Raw genomic sequence first — 15,020 nt, forward strand, 5'->3', positions numbered from 1 at the left:
CCTTGCCGTCGGCTGTGGCAGCGCTCGGCCCCGATGGGGACGTCGCTGCCGCGCTTGTGCCTTTCGAAACACTCGGGGCGGCGCTGTGGGTCAATCCCCCAGGGCGAAGGCCACCGCTGCCCGGGCATGCAACTCGGTGCTGTCGAGCAGGGGCAGGGGACTGTGCTCGGGCTTGAGCAACAGGCCGATCTCGGTGCAGCCCAGGATCACCGCCTGGGCGCCCTGGGCCTGCAACGAATCGATCACCTGCTGATACACCCGGCGCGACGCTTCGCTGATGATGCCCACGCACAACTGTTCGTAGATGATCCGGTGCACCTGTTGGCGCTGCGGCGCATCGGGCACCAGCACCTGCAGGCCATGGCCGGCCAGGCGGCTCTTGAGAAACTCCTGCTCCATGCTGAAGGCGGTGCCCAGCAGGCCCACCCGCAGGGTGCCGGCGTCCAGCGCGGCCTGGGCGGTGGCATCGGCGATATGCAGGAAGGGCACCTCGATGGCGGCCTGGATCTGTTGCGCCACCTTGTGCATGGTGTTGGTACAGAGCAGCACGCAGTCGGCGCCACCGGCCTGCAAGCGTCGGGCGCCATCCACCAGGATCGCCGCCGCATCGTCCCAGCGCCCGGCATGCTGGGCCTGTTCGACAGGGCCGAAGTCGAGGCTGTACATTAGCAACCGCGCCGAACGCAGCGGCCCCAGCCGGTCACGTACCTGCTGATTGATCAGGCGATAGTATTCGGCGCTGGATTCCCAGCTCATGCCGCCAAGCAGGCCGATGGTGCGCATGGGCAACTCCTCTGTAGTGCTGTTGTGTGAGCTTCAGTTTCGCGCTGCCACGGGTGGCGATCTATCAGGAAATTTCATATGCCCGGAGTGCTCGAACATCGCCTGCTGGATGCCCGCCTGGTGCTGCAACTGCTGCCGGCCGCGGCCTACAGCGCCCGCGACCCCGTGCAGTGGCAGACGTTGGGGGTGACCCTGGAGCGCCAGCGCGGAGTGCATGCCATCGACTCCGATCACCGTGAGGATTTTGACAGCTGGCCCGGCACCCTGGCCCTGACCCCAAAGGGGGTCGAGGTGTTTTCCGAGTCGCTAAGCGGCGGTGAATACCTGCTGGCCCGCTGGCAGGGCGAGGCACCCCTGATTGCCGGCGCGCGACGTGTGCAATGCCCCGGGCATGCGCGGGCTCTGGCCCTGGGCAGGGAGATGCGCCGCCTGCTGCTGGCATCTGTGCGCGATGTGCTGGCCCTGGAGCAGTGTGCCCTGGCCTTTATCGGCCTGTCCCAGGAGCAGGCTGGCGCTGTCGCGTCGATGCCGCGACTGGAGCTGGTGTTGCAGCAGATTGCCGATCAGTACGCGCAACCGCTGTCCCTGGCGCAACTGGCAGTGACCTATGGCCATAACGAACTGCGCCTGCTGCGGGATTTTCGCCGGGCGGTGGGCATCACGCCCCATGCCTGGATCACCGAGGTGCGGCTGCAGGCTGCCCGCCGCTTGCTGGCACATGGCGACCTGCCTTTGGCGGCGATTGCCCAGGATTGCGGTTTTGCCCATCAGTCGCACCTGGGCAGCGCCTTGCGCCATAGCCTCGGCATGACGCCCCGCAGCTATCGCCAGCGCTTTTGCATTTCCTAGCGCGGGCTCGCCGGCAAGGGGCGCCACTTGCCCGGTACGCATCCTGGCGGCCCATGCGCCGGCAAGCCGGCGGCTACATTTGCAGGTTGATCCAGCCCGGCTTGGCTTCCTCCGGGGCTACGGCGTCGACCTTCTTGCCGGTGGCCAGCTCCACTCGGCGGGCCACCTCCGGGTCATCGGCGAAGGGGATCAGGCTGGCGTCATCCAGGCTCTTGGCGCTCTGGTGGCGCAGGCAGTACTCGATGCAGAGGTAGAGAAACGCCACCCCCAGCAGGTTGAACAGAATGTCCATCGTGTGGTGCTCCCGAGATTGGCAACGCCGGCCCCTGGGGCCGGCGTGCAGGGGGTGGGTCAGGCGATCTGGGCGTCGTTCAGTGCCAGCCGGCTATCGGCCACGCGCACGGTGCGCCAGGTGTTGTAGGCCATCAGCAGCATGCCGCTGAGGAAGAACACGCCGCCGGCAAACCGCACCACGAAGCCCGGGTGGCTGGCCAGCAGGGCCTCGACGAAGGAGTAGGTGAGGGTGCCGTCTTCGTTGACCGCACGCCACATCAGGCCCTGGGTGATGCCGTTGACCCACATCGAGGCGATGTAGAGCACGGTGCCGATGGTGGCCAGCCAGAAGTGCAGGTTGATCAGCGGCACGCTGTACATCTGCTCGCGGCCGAAGACCTTGGGCACCATGTGGTAGATGGCGCCGAAGGTGATCATCGCCACCCAGCCCAAGGCCCCGGCGTGCACGTGGCCGATGGTCCAGTCGGTGTAGTGGGAGAGGGCGTTCACGGTCTTGATCGCCATCATCGGGCCCTCGAAGGTCGACATGCCGTAGAACGCCAGGGATAGCACCAGGAACCGCAGGATCGGGTCGGTGCGCAGCTTATGCCAGGCGCCCGAGAGGGTCATCATGCCGTTGATCATGCCGCCCCAGCTCGGAGCCAGCAGGATGATCGACATGGCCATGCCCAGGGACTGGGCCCAGTCCGGCAGCGCGGTGTAGTGCAGGTGGTGCGGACCGGCCCAGATGTACAGGGTGATCAGCGCCCAGAAGTGCACGATGGACAGGCGGTAGGAGTACACCGGGCGCCCCACTTGCTTGGGCACGAAGTAGTACATCATCCCCAGAAAGCCCGTGGTCAGGAAGAAGCCCACGGCGTTGTGGCCGTACCACCACTGGACCATGGCATCGGTGGCCCCGGAGTACACCGGGTAGGACTTGAACCAGTCCACCGGGATCGACAGGTGGTTGACCACGTGGAGCATGGCGATCACCAGGATGAACGCACCGAAGAACCAGTTGCCGACATAGATGTGCTGGCTCTTGCGCTGCACCACAGTGGTGAAGAACACAATGCCGTACACCACCCAGACCACGGCCATCCACACGGCGCCGGCGAATTCGATCTCGGCGTATTCCTTGGTGGTGGTGTAGCCCAGGGGCAGGGTCACCAGCATGATCACGATTACCGCCTGCCAGCCCCAGAAGGTGAAGGCGGCCAGGCTGTCGGAGAACAGCCGTACCTGGCAGGTACGTTGTACTGCGTAGTAGCTGGCGGCGAACTGGGCGCTGCCGGCGAAACCGAAGATCACCAGGCTAGTGTGCAGTGGCCGCAGGCGACCGAAGCTGGTCCAGGGCAGGTCGAAGTTCATTTCCGGCCATACCAGTTGCGAGGCGATCCACACCCCCATGGCCATGCCGATCACCCCCCATACCACTGTGGCGACGACGAATTGGCGAACCACCTTGTAGTTGTAGGCCTGTCCGATTGTTGCTGAGTTCATGGTCAATGCTTCCACGGTTGCAAGGTCTTGCCAGGCCACCCGGTCTGGCACGGGGTGCACTGTAGGAATCGAGGAAGAAACAAAACAGGCTCAGAAAAACAGCATTAATACGGATCAGATTTGGCTCATTGAAACTGCGGCATGGCAGGTGCTGATATGGTTTTTTAGTTTTTACCTGCCTCTGTAACGATCTGCGCCGCAAGCGCATAGTCGCCGCCTCACCCCCACGCGCCGTTTAGAGCACGACCAGCACCGATGAGGACGAGGTAGGCACATGTACCAATACGACGACTATGACCGGGCCCTGGTCTTTGAGCGGGTGGCGCAGTTCCGGGATCAGGTCGAGCGCTTCATGGAGGGGCAGTTGAGCGAGGAGGAGTTCCTGCCCTTGCGCCTGCAGAACGGCCTGTACATGCAAAAGCATGCCTACATGCTGCGGGTGGCGATCCCCTACGGCACCCTGAGTGCCCGGCAGATGCGGACCCTGGCCGGCATTGCCCGGGACTATGACCGTGGCTACGGCCATTTCACCACTCGCCAGAACCTGCAGTTCAACTGGATTGAACTGGCCCAGGTGCCGGACATCCTCGAGCGCCTGGCCGCGGTGGAAATGCACGCCATCCAGACCTCGGGCAACTGCGTGCGCAATATCACCACCGAGGCCTTCGCCGGGGTCGCGGCTGACGAGTTGCTGGACCCGCGCCCGCTGGCGGAGATCCTGCGCCAGTGGTCGACCATCAATCCGGAGTTCCTGTTCCTGCCGCGCAAGTTCAAGATCGCTATCTGTTCGGCGCACGAGGATCGTGCGGCGATCATGATGCATGACATCGGCCTCTACTTGTATCGCGCCGCCGATGGCCAGATGTTGCTGCGAGTCATGGTCGGCGGCGGCCTGGGGCGCACGCCGATCCTCAGCCAGCAGATCCGCGAAGGCTTGCCCTGGCAACACCTGCTGTCGTACGTCGAGGCGGTGCTGCGGGTCTACAACCGCCATGGCCGGCGGGACAACAAGTACAAGGCGCGGATCAAGATCCTGGTCAAGGCCCTGGGCATCGAGGCTTTCGCCCGGGAAGTGGAGGAGGAGTGGCAGCACCTCAGGGACGGTCCGGCGCAGCTTACCGAGGCCGAGTTCCAGCGGGTCGCCAGTGCCTTCGTGCCACCTATCTATGAACACCTGGGGGACACCGACCTGGAATACGGCAGCCGCCTGGCCGAGTCCCCGGCCTTTGCCCGCTGGGTGACGCATAACGTCCAGCCGCACAAGATGCCGGGCTACGCCAGTGCGGTGCTTTCGACCAAGCCGGGCGTGGCGCCGCCGGGAGATGTCACCGGGCTGCAGATGGAGGCGGTGGCCGATTGGTCCGAGCGCTTCGGCTTCGGTGAAATCCGCATCGCCCACGAGCAGAACATCGTCCTGCCGGATGTGCCCAAGGCACGGCTGTACGAGCTGTGGCAACTGGCTTGCGACAACGGGCTGGGCACGGCCAATGCGGGCTTGCTGACGGACATCATCGCCTGCCCCGGGGGCGATTTCTGCGCCTTGGCCAATGCCCGCTCGATTCCCATCGCCCAGGCTATCCAGCAGCGTTTCGACAATCTGGACTATGTCCACGACCTGGGGGACATCAGCCTGAACATCTCCGGTTGCATGAACGCCTGCGGCCATCATCACATCGGCAATATCGGCATCCTCGGGGTCGACAAGAATGGCCAGGAGTGGTTCCAGGTCACCCTGGGTGGCGCCCAGGGCAAGGACAGTGCGCTGGGCAAGGTGATCGGGCCGTCCTTCAGCGCCGAGGAAATCCCCCAGGTGATCGAGCGGATCATCGGCACGTTCGTGCGTTATCGCGAAAGCGACGAGCCGTTTATCGATACCTTGCAGCGCATTGGCCTGGAGCCGTTCAAGGAGAAGGTCTACCCCAAGGAGGAGGTGCCGGCATGAACAACCTGCTGCGTTTGCACGAGGGCGAGGCCCAGTTGGTGGAGGACGACGCCTGGCACCTGGTACGAGGGCTCGAGGACCCATTGCCTGATGGCCCGTTGATCCTGCCGCTGGGCCGCTGGTTGATGCGTCGCATCGAGCATCACCCGGCCCGGGACGCGGTGTGGATCGGCCCGGACGACGAGGTGGAAAGCCTCAAGCCCTGGTTCAGGCTGATTCCCCTGGTGGCGGTGGACTTTCCCAGCTTTCGCGATGGTCGGGGCTACAGCCAGGCGTACCTGTTGCGCACTCGCCTGGGCTGGAGTGGGGAACTGCGGGCGATTGGCGATGTGCTGCGTGACCAGTTGAGCCATATGCGCCAGTGCGGTTTCGACAGTTTTGCCGTGCGCGAGGACAAATGCGCCCTGGACGCCCTCAAGGGGCTGGCCGGCATGAGCGTGCTGTATGGGCGCTCGGTGATCGAGCCGCGACCGCTGTTCCGCCGACGCTAGGTTCCTTGCCCAATTCCTGTGTCGCCCCACAGGTTGGCGGCGCAAGCCAAGGCTTTTGGCTATACCTGTAGTTCCTCTAGCCAGTCCATGGCTGCTTCACCTACAGGAGTTATCCATGAAGCTTGCACTGACCCTTGGCACCCTGTGCCTTGCCTCCCTCGCAGTGGTGGGCTGCTCCAGCCACGAGACCCGGCCCGAGGACTACTCCGGGTTTCTAAGCGACTACAGCCTGCTCAAGCAGGCCAAGTCGCCCTCCGGGGTACAGGTGATGCGCTGGATCGATCCCCAGCTCAAGTTGGACCGCTATACCAGCGTGTACATCGAGCCGACCCAGTTCTACCCGCAACCGCAGCCGACGGTGAAGATTCCCCAGAGCACCTTGTCCGGTATCACCCGCTACTACGATGAGGCGCTCAAGCGCGAGCTTGGCAAATCCATGTCGCTGGCCACAGGGCCAGGGCCTGGCGTGGTGGTGGTACGGGCCGCGATTACTGCGGTGAGCAGCAAGACCGAGGGGCTCAAGCCCTACGAGATCATCCCCATCGCCCTGGTCGCGGCTGCGGTCAGCACGGCCAGCGGTATTCGTGACCAGGAGACCACCCTGGGCACCGAGGCGGCCTTCCTCGATGGTGGCAGCAACCGGGTGATCGCCGAAGTGGTGCGCAAGGGCACCGGGAAGTCCCTGGATAACGACACCCAGGTGATGCAGGCCAGCGATGTGAAGAGCGTCATCGACAGCTGGGCCTCGGACCTGCACCAGTCCTATGTGCAACTGAAGAACAAATGAGTCGGGCAGTGCTGCCCTGGCTTGGGCAGCGCTTTCAATAACGGCTACGCGCCAGCTGGTTGTAGTGATAGAGCATCTGGTCGTAGCCCTGGGCCACGGCGTGGAAGTCCTCGCTCAGGCGCTGCGGTTCGGCGTGCTGCAGCCAGTCCCGGTGCAGGGTGTCCAGGGCCTGCAGGTAATGCTGGCTGGGAGCGGCGATCAGTTGCCAGAGGTACAGGGCCTCGCGGGTGTCCTTGTCCTGGATCCCACCGATGAACTGTTGCCGGGCATCCCAGGCCTGGCGTAGTTCCTGGGTGGCTTGGGTCAATTGCGCCGGGGTCAGGGTGCGCTGGCCAATGCCATGGTCGAGCAGGTCCATGGTGCTTCGGGCCTGGATCATGTAGTTGAGTAAAGCCCAGTGGACGTTACGGCCCAGGCGCTGCTCCAGGCGCTGCAACTGCTGGGGGCGGTGTTCGATATCCTGCGGCTGTAGCAACTGGCGCACAGCGTTCGAGGCTTGCAGATAGTCCGGGGCCTGGATCTCCAGTTGCCGTACCCGTTCATCGAGCTGTGCTTCATCCAGCCTTCGGCCGAGGCCCAGGCGGTGCAGGTGTGCGTCCCCGGTCAGGGCGACGAAGCGCGCAAGCACTTGTTGGTAGCGCTCGGTGGCGGCCAGCAGGGGGCTTTCGGGGTCGAGGCTGCGCAGCTTGGCGCCAATGTCACCGCTGCAGGAGCTGCGATAGGCCAGGTCGATGTCCGGCCCGCCCTGGCTGCGCAGGTCATAGGCTCCAGGGGCCGCCGAGCGCGGCTTGCCCTCGGCCAGATAGGCTTGGTGCACTGCGCGCCAGGGTACATCCACCTGGTTCATGCAATCGATGATCGGATTCAGGGCGTTGGCCTGGGCGGTATAGGGGCTGTCCCGGTGATCGAGCCAGAGATCGATTTGTCCCAACTGCTTGCTGGAACCGGCCAGCCCGAACAGGGCCAAACTCAGGCCCAGGCCGATCGGAAATAACCAATTGGGGTTCATGGCGTGCCCTCCTGGCCATACCACTGGGCGCGGGTGGCCGGCGCGGCGCAGTCAGGGGCGTTGGCTGGCATCCGTGCGCACAGGCGTTCGCTCCATTGTTGCAGGCCCTGGTTGGCGGTGACCGTGCCGTAGTCGCCCAGCAGCTTGATCGCCAGCAGGCCGGCGGCCAACAGCACGCAGCCCAGGCCGCCCAGTAGGCGTCGTTGCCAGGGGGCGAGCTGACGCCAGGGCATGCCGTGCTTGAACTCGATGTTGCGCACCAGGGCGATGCTCGGCAGGACCGCCAGGTAAACCAAGGCACTGATTGGGCCGCAGACGTAACCCAGGACCGGGCCGAGCACGGCTACCGGCAACAGATCCCGCAGGGGCAGCAAGCGCTGGTTGGGATTCAGCCAGCTCGGCAGGCGGCTGCCGAGACGATGATCACGGGCCCACAGGCGATGGGCCAGGGGTTGCCAGAGCCAATGCAGGAGCGCCGCGGAGGCGGCGAAGCAGGCACTCCAGAACAGCGTGACTCCGATGATCTCTCCCAGGCTGTTGCTTTGCGGGGCATAGCGGGCCAAGGCTCCGGCCAGGCAGGCGCTGAACAGCGCCAGGTACATCGGCCAGGAATTGAACGCGAACTCCCAGTCGCGCCAGAAGAATGGCGTACTGCCCGGCATCTGGGCGGCGAGCGGTGGATGGTCGGCATGCAGGCGGGAGCTGAGTTTGCGACAGCTGGCCCAGTCTTCTTCGTTCAGGCGTCGGGCGAAGGCCCGGCGGCGCCCGAGGCTGATGGGCGCCAGCAACAGGTAGGCGGCTCGTTGCTCGGGGGATGCCGGCGGTTGTGTGGCCAGGGTCCGCTGGCGGGCAATGAACACTGGGGCCTCATCGCGCTCCAGCAGACGCTGCCATGCCTGGGGTGGGCAGGCGTTGTCCTTGCCCTCCTGCCAACCCTGGCCGGCGCAGACAGCCCGGAAGACCTCGCTGGACCAGTAGGGGCTTTCCAGCAACATCGTCGCCAGGCATTGGTTGAACCATTGACGCTGGTCCAGGCTGTGCAACCAGTCCTGTTGCGCGTGCGCCGCATAGACGTGGGTGAAGGCCTCGGCATCCTGGTGCTCCAAGGCCTCGCGCAAGGGTTGCTCAAGGGCCTGTCGGCATTGTTGCAACAGCGTGTCGGTCAGGTACTCCGGCAGCTCCAGGCGTTGCCAGGCGGTGAGCCAGTGGAAAGTACCCAGGGCCCAGGCCAGCAGTTGGCTGGATTGTTCGGGGTGCTCCACGCAATGGCGCAGCAAGCCCAGCTCGAACTCCAGCAGGCAGTCGGCCTCCAGGGCCTGTCGATGGCGTTGATCCAGTTGCTCGATGCGAATGCCTTCCAGCAGCGGTGCGACCCGTTGTGCCGGAGACAGTGGTGCCGGGGCCTGGAGTACTGGGAGGTCGTCGAGGCAGGGCGCCGGTTGCGGGATGTCCTCGCCTTCGGCCTCGGTCATCCAGTGGGCCTGCTCCAAGGCCTGCTCATAGGCGTCGCGCAGGCGCTGGAAACCCTCCGGGTCTTCGTCCGGGCGGGTCTGTTTCAGCAGTTTGGCGTAGTGGCGCTTGATGGAGCGGGTATCGGAGGTGGCCGGTAGGCCAAGCAGGGTCCAGCAACTCATTGGGCGGTACGACTCCATGAAAACCGCGGCAAGGATCGATAATGGCGTGATGATACTACTGAGTGGACGTATTCCACGAGAAAAAAACCGCCGGCAGGGTGGGTGGCACCGTATCGCGCGATGATTGATCTTAAAGTGATTTGTAATTATATCAATGTAGTTTGTATGGTTAATTTAATGTGTTTTATAGATAGATAAAAATCTATATAAAACAATTAATTACGTGACTTATATGATGTAAATTGTTCTTATTGATGGCGCTGGATTGTAGCTCTTTGCCCCGTTTCGAGAGCCGGTTACCTAGCCTGGCGGGTGCTCTTTTTCTTGGGCGAGAGAGGAGCTTGCGGTTCGCCATGCTGTCGGGGCTGCTCCTGGTCATCGATTCGGCACGATTGGCGTCTCTTTGGCAGGCGCAGGGCGTGTCGGACAATTTGTTCTGCCGGGCATAGGTGCCTGAAGCGTTTCATGCTTAACTTCGGCCTCTCGATCATTTCTCGATGCTGTTTTATTTCCTCTGCTGAAAAAGGACTCCGTTCATGGCTCAAGTTACCCTCAAAGGCAATCCGGTCCAGGTTAATGGTCAACTGCCACAAGTGGGCTCCAAGGCCCCAGCGTTCTCCCTGGTGGGCGCCGGCCTGGCCGATGTCTCCCTGGCCAGCCTGGCCGGCAAGCGCAAGGTGCTGAACATCTTCCCAAGTGTCGATACGCCGACCTGCGCGACATCGGTGCGCAAGTTCAATGCCCAGGCCAATGACCTGGCCAACACCGTGGTGCTGTGCATCTCCGCCGACCTGCCGTTCGCCCAGGCCCGCTTCTGCGGCGCCGAAGGCCTGGAAAACGTACAGAACCTGTCGACCCTGCGTGGTCGTGAATTCATCGAGAACTATGGCGTGGCCATCGCCGATGGCCCGTTGGCCGGGCTGACTGCCCGCGCCGTGGTGGTGCTGGATGAAAACGACAAAGTGCTGCACAGCGAGCTGGTCAAGGAGATCGCTGAAGAGCCGAACTACGACGCCGCTCTGGCCGTGCTCAAGTAAGCGCTTTTACAATTATTCACGGCCTGGCCTGTCCAGGCCGTTTTTATTTGTGCTTCAGTAAGTTAGAACTGAACGTTAAAACGTCAGGCAAAGGTAAATTGCCGGTAAAGGCGCTTTGCTAAAACCGCTCTAGTGCTTATCTTTCAGCCTTCTTGAATAGACCGATTCCACGCGCCCAATGGTTGATCACTCCATGCAATCCTCTGCTACCCGCAACTCCCGTCGCTGGCTGTTCGGCCTGTTCGTCCTGCTGCTGGTCGCCGGCCTGTGCTGGAAATTCTGGCCGGCCGGCAGCACCCACAAGGAGGCGGCGGCTCAGAAGGCCGCTACCGGGCATACCGGGCGCAGTGGCAGCATGCGCCCCGGTTTTGGTGGCGCCAGTGGTCCGATCCCGGTGCGGGTGCTGCCGGTGACCCAGGGAGACTTCGCCTTGTACTACAAGGCCCTTGGTACAGTGACCGCTCTGAACACCATCAATGTACGCAGCCGGGTGGCGGGGGAGCTGGTGAAGGTCAACTTCGAGGAAGGGCAGATGGTCAAGGCCGGCGACCTGCTGGCCCAGATCGATCCGCGGCCTTACCAGAACGCATTGCTCCAGGCCGAAGGCACGCTGTTGCAGAACCAGGCGCAGTTGAAGAATGCCCAGATCGACCTCGAACGCTATCGGGGGCTGTACGCCCAGGACAGCGTCGCCAAGCAGACCCTGGATAATGCCGTGGCGCTGGTGGGCCAGTACCAGGGGACCGTCAAGACCAACCAGGCGGCCGTCAACGATGCCAAGCTCAACCTCGAATTCACCCAGATCCGTGCGCCTATCGCCGGCCGCCTGGGCTTGCGTCAGCTGGACGTCGGCAACCTGGTGGCGGCCAATGACACCACGGCGCTGGTGATCATCACCCAGACCCAACCGATCAGCGTGGCGTTCACCCTGCCGGAAAACAGCCTGGAAACCGTGCTCAATCGCTACCACGGCGGCGCCAAGCTGCCGGTGGAAGCCTGGGACCGGGGCGACGTCAAGCTGCAGGCCAGCGGCGTATTGCAAAGCCTGGATAACCAGATCGACACCACCACCGGCACCCTCAAGTTCAAGGCCCGTTTCGAGAACCGCGACCAGGGCCTGTTCCCCAATCAGTTCGTCAACGTGCGCCTGCTGGCCGATACCTTGAAGAATGTGGTGCTGGCGCCTTCGGCGGCGATCCAGTTCGGCACCAACGGCACCTTCGTCTATGCCATGGATGGGGACAACAAGGTCAAGATCCGGACACTCAAGGTGGGCGCCAGCAACGGTGACTCGACGGTGATCACCGAAGGCCTCAAGGCCGGCGACCGGGTGGTGATGGAAGGCACCGACCGCCTCAAGGACGGTAGCGAGGTGGAAGTGGTCAATGACGCCATCGACGTGCCGACCACTCCCACCGAGCACCTGCAAGGCCAGCCCGCAGGTTCGGCCAGTGCCACGGCGCCCGATGCAGCGCCAGTTGCTGGCAAGGCACAAAAGGCCGGCGCATGAATTTCTCGCGGCTGTTCATCCTCCGTCCGGTAGCCACCACCCTGAGCATGCTGGCCATTGTCCTGGCCGGCCTGATCGCCTATCGCTTGCTGCCGGTCTCGGCCTTGCCCCAGGTGGATTACCCGACCATCCGGGTCATGACCCTATACCCGGGGGCCAGCCCGGATGTGATGACCAGCGCGGTGACCGCGCCGCTGGAGCGCCAGTTCGGGCAGATGCCGGGCCTGACCCAGATGGCCTCCACCAGTTCCGGTGGCGCTTCGGTACTGACCCTGCGTTTCAGCCTCGACATCAACATGGACGTCGCCGAGCAGCAGGTACAGGCGGCGATCAATGCGGCCACCAACCTGTTGCCCAAGGACCTGCCGGCGCCGCCGGTGTACAACAAGGTCAACCCCGCGGACACCCCGGTGCTGACCCTGGCGATCACCTCCAAGACCATGCTGTTGCCCAAGCTCAATGACCTGGTGGACACCCGCATGGCGCAGAAGATCGCCCAGATCAGCGGCGTGGGCATGGTCAGCATCGCCGGCGGCCAGCGCCAGGCCGTGCGGATCAAGGTCAACCCGGAGGCCCTGGCGGCCAACGGCCTGAACCTGTCGGACGTGCGCACCCTGATTGCCGCGTCCAACGTCAACCAGCCCAAGGGCAACTTCGACGGCCCGACCCGGGTGTCGATGCTCGACGCCAACGACCAGCTGACTTCGCCCAAGGACTATGCCGAGCTGATCCTGGCCTACAAGAACGGTGCGCCACTGCGCCTGAAGGATGTCGCCGAGATCGTCGACGGTGCCGAGAACGAACGCCTGGCGGCCTGGGCCAACGAGAACCAGGCTGTGTTGTTGAACATCCAGCGCCAGCCCGGGGCCAACGTCATCGAGGTGGTGGACCGGATCAAGGCGATGTTGCCGAGCATCACCGACAACCTGCCGGCGGGCCTGGATGTCACCGTGCTCACCGACCGTACCCAGACCATCCGCGCCTCGGTCAACGACGTACAGCACGAGTTGCTCATCGCCATCGCCCTGGTGGTGATGGTGACGTTCCTGTTCCTGCGCCGGGCCAGTGCGACGCTGATCCCATCGATTGCCGTGCCGTTGTCGTTGGTCGGGACCTTTGGCGTGATGTACCTGGCCGGTTTTTCGGTGAACAACCTGACCCTGATGGCCCTGACCATCGCCACCGGCTTCGTGGTGGACGATGCCATCGTCATGCTGGAAAACATTTCGCGTTTCGTCGAGGAGGGCGATAGCCCGTTGCAGGCGGCGCTCAAGGGGGCCAAGCAGATTGGCTTCACCCTGATTTCCCTGACTCTGTCGCTGATCGCGGTACTGATCCCGCTGCTGTTCATGGCCGATGTGGTCGGGCGGCTGTTCCGTGAGTTCGCCATCACCCTGGCGGTGGCGATCCTGATTTCCCTGGTGGTGTCCCTGACCCTGACCCCGATGATGTGTGCCCGGTTGCTCAAGCCCGAGCCCAAGGAACACGAGCAGGGGCGCTTCTATCGCGCAAGTGGGGCCTGGATCGATTGGTTGATCGAGGGCTACGGGCGCCAGTTGCAGTGGGTGCTCAGGCACCAGTTCCTGACCCTGCTGGTGGCCATCGGTACCCTGGCCCTGACGGTGTTTCTCTACCTGATGGTGCCAAAGGGGTTCTTCCCGGTGCAGGACACCGGTGTCATCCAGGGAATTTCCGAGGCGCCGCAGTCGGTGTCCTTTGCCGCCATGAGCCAGCGTCAGCAGGACCTGGCCAAGATCATCCTGCAGGACCCGGCAGTACAGAGCCTGTCGTCCTATATCGGGGTCGACGGTGACAACGCCACCCTCAACAGCGGTCGCTTGCTGATCAACCTCAAGCCCCACAATCAACGGGACCTGAGTGCCGCCCAGGTCATTGCGCGGTTGCAACCGCAGGTGGACAAGCTGCTGGGTATCCGCCTGTTCATGCAGCCGGTACAGGACCTGACCATCGAGGACCGGGTCAGCCGGACCCAGTACCAGTTCAGCCTGTCATCGCCTGATGCCGACCTGCTGAGCTTGTGGAGCACTCGCCTGGTCGAAGCCCTGGGCCAGCGTCCGGAACTCACCGACGTGGCCAGCGACCTGCAGGACAAGGGGCTGCAGGTCTACCTGGTGATCGATCGTGATGCCGCGTCGCGGATCGGGGTCTCGGTGTCGAACATCACCGACGCCCTGTACGACGCCTTTGGCCAGCGGCAGATCTCCACCATCTATACCCAGGCCAGCCAGTATCGGGTGGTACTCCAGGCCCAGGCCGGGGAGCGCATCGGACCCCAGGCCCTGGAGCAGATCCACGTCAAGACCACCGATGGCGGGCAAGTGCGCCTGTCGAGCCTGGCCCATGTCGAGGAGCGCCAGGCGCAGTTGGCGATTGCCCACATCGGCCAGTTCCCGGCGGTGATGATGTCCTTCAACCTCGCACCCGGGGTGGCCCTGGGCGAAGCGGTGCAGGTGATCGAGCAGGTGCAGCAGGACATCGGCATGCCGGTGGGGGTGCAGACTCGCTTCCAGGGCGCGGCCGAGGCCTTCCAGGCTTCGCTGTCCAGCACCTTGCTGCTGATCTTGGCGGCGGTGGTGACCATGTACATCGTGCTCGGGGTGCTCTACGAGAGCTACATCCATCCGATCACGATCCTCTCCACCTTGCCCTCGGCAGCGGTGGGGGCCTTGCTGGCACTGATCCTCAGCGGTAACGACCTGGGCATGATCGCCATCATCGGCATCATCCTGCTGATCGGTATCGTCAAGAAGAACGCGATCATGATGATCGACTTCGCCCTGGATGCCGAACGCAACCAGGGCGTCGCGCCGCAGCAAGCCATCTACCAGGCGGCGCTGCTGCGCTTCCGGCCGATTCTCATGACCACCCTGGCAGCATTGTTCGGTGCCGTACCCTTGATGCTGGCCACCGGTTCCGGTGCCGAGCTGCGCCAGCCCCTGGGCCTGGTGATGGTCGGCGGCCTGCTGGTGAGCCAGGTCCTGACCCTGTTCACCACGCCCGTTATCTACTTGTACTTCGATCGCTTGGGCCGCCGGTTTGCCAAGCCCGCCGTAGGAGAAGTGGTGTGAGGGGCGTCAGCGGCAAGTTGCAAGCTGCAAGCGGCAAGCCGGAGCAAAAGCCAGAGCCGCTGCTGGGCGTCCTGCTTTTCTCTTGTAGCTTGCAGCTTGAAGCTTGGAGC

12 protein-coding genes are annotated in these 15,020 nt (G+C 63.6%); 7 read left to right on the plus strand and 5 right to left on the minus strand.

The features are described 5' to 3' along the window. Window positions 1–90: 90 nt before the first annotated feature. Window positions 91–783, minus strand: a complete 693-nt coding sequence (locus tag ATY02_RS14530) for an aspartate/glutamate racemase family protein (protein ID WP_068587076.1) — start codon at window positions 781–783, stop codon at window positions 91–93. Window positions 784–861: 78 nt separating this feature from the next. On the opposite strand from ATY02_RS14530, the gene ATY02_RS14535 reads away from it, so the two are divergent. Continuing rightward, window positions 862–1,632 (plus strand): helix-turn-helix domain-containing protein, encoded by a 771-nt coding sequence (locus tag ATY02_RS14535; protein ID WP_068587078.1) that lies wholly within the window; start codon window positions 862–864, stop codon window positions 1,630–1,632. 73 nt (window positions 1,633–1,705) lie between these two features. Here ATY02_RS14535 and ATY02_RS14540 read toward each other — a convergent pair whose 3' ends face one another. Both ATY02_RS14540 and ccoN read right to left on the minus strand, forming a co-directional pair. Further along, window positions 1,706–1,924 carry a hypothetical protein gene (locus tag ATY02_RS14540; protein WP_068587080.1) on the minus strand — a complete coding sequence of 73 codons (219 nt, stop codon included), beginning with the start codon at window positions 1,922–1,924 and terminating at the stop codon, window positions 1,706–1,708. A gap of 59 nt (window positions 1,925–1,983) precedes the next feature. Beyond that, on the minus strand, window positions 1,984–3,411 hold the full coding sequence (ccoN, locus tag ATY02_RS14545; RefSeq protein WP_164823663.1) for a cytochrome-c oxidase, cbb3-type subunit I: 1,428 nt from the start codon (window positions 3,409–3,411) through the stop codon (window positions 1,984–1,986). Window positions 3,412–3,685: 274 nt separating this feature from the next. On the opposite strand from ccoN, the gene ATY02_RS14550 reads away from it, so the two are divergent. The 3 genes from ATY02_RS14550 (at window position 3,686) to ATY02_RS14560 (ending at window position 6,631) form a co-directional block, all read left to right on the plus strand. After that, the gene (locus tag ATY02_RS14550) at window positions 3,686–5,353 is read left to right on the plus strand and encodes a nitrite/sulfite reductase (protein WP_068587165.1); all 1,668 of its coding nucleotides are present in this window, start codon (window positions 3,686–3,688) and stop codon (window positions 5,351–5,353) included. Then, on the plus strand, window positions 5,350–5,844 hold the full coding sequence (locus ATY02_RS14555) for a DUF934 domain-containing protein (protein ID WP_068587166.1): 495 nt from the start codon (window positions 5,350–5,352) through the stop codon (window positions 5,842–5,844). The genes ATY02_RS14550 and ATY02_RS14555 overlap by 4 nt, the downstream gene beginning before the upstream one ends. 115 nt (window positions 5,845–5,959) lie before the next feature. Beyond that, window positions 5,960–6,631 (plus strand): DUF3313 domain-containing protein, encoded by a 672-nt coding sequence (locus ATY02_RS14560; protein ID WP_068587167.1) that lies wholly within the window; start codon window positions 5,960–5,962, stop codon window positions 6,629–6,631. 34 nt (window positions 6,632–6,665) lie between these two features. Here ATY02_RS14560 and ATY02_RS14565 read toward each other — a convergent pair whose 3' ends face one another. Together ATY02_RS14565 and ATY02_RS14570 are read right to left on the minus strand one after the other, a co-directional pair. Continuing rightward, a complete protein-coding gene (locus tag ATY02_RS14565; RefSeq protein ID WP_068587169.1) occupies window positions 6,666–7,640 on the minus strand; it encodes a DUF3829 domain-containing protein in 975 nt (324 codons plus the stop codon). Continuing rightward, window positions 7,637–9,274, minus strand: a complete 1,638-nt coding sequence (locus tag ATY02_RS14570; RefSeq protein ID WP_068587171.1) for a J domain-containing protein — start codon at window positions 9,272–9,274, stop codon at window positions 7,637–7,639. The genes ATY02_RS14565 and ATY02_RS14570 overlap by 4 nt, the downstream gene beginning before the upstream one ends. 536 nt (window positions 9,275–9,810) lie before the next feature. On the opposite strand from ATY02_RS14570, the gene tpx reads away from it, so the two are divergent. The 3 genes from tpx to ATY02_RS14585 all read left to right on the plus strand — a co-directional run bounded on the left by tpx (window position 9,811) and on the right by ATY02_RS14585 (window position 14,910). Then, window positions 9,811–10,311: a thiol peroxidase gene (gene tpx, locus ATY02_RS14575; protein ID WP_068587172.1), complete on the plus strand. Its 501-nt coding sequence runs from the start codon at window positions 9,811–9,813 to the stop codon at window positions 10,309–10,311. 178 nt (window positions 10,312–10,489) lie between these two features. Further along, entirely contained in the window at window positions 10,490–11,821 is a 1,332-nt protein-coding gene (locus ATY02_RS14580; RefSeq protein WP_068587173.1) for an MdtA/MuxA family multidrug efflux RND transporter periplasmic adaptor subunit, read from the plus strand. After that, window positions 11,818–14,910: an MdtB/MuxB family multidrug efflux RND transporter permease subunit gene (locus ATY02_RS14585; protein ID WP_068587175.1), complete on the plus strand. Its 3,093-nt coding sequence runs from the start codon at window positions 11,818–11,820 to the stop codon at window positions 14,908–14,910. The genes ATY02_RS14580 and ATY02_RS14585 overlap by 4 nt, the downstream gene beginning before the upstream one ends. Window positions 14,911–15,020 lie beyond the last annotated feature (110 nt).

Source organism: Pseudomonas sp. BIOMIG1BAC (assembly GCF_001705995.2).
Lineage (GTDB): Bacteria > Pseudomonadota > Gammaproteobacteria > Pseudomonadales > Pseudomonadaceae > Aquipseudomonas > Aquipseudomonas sessilinigenes.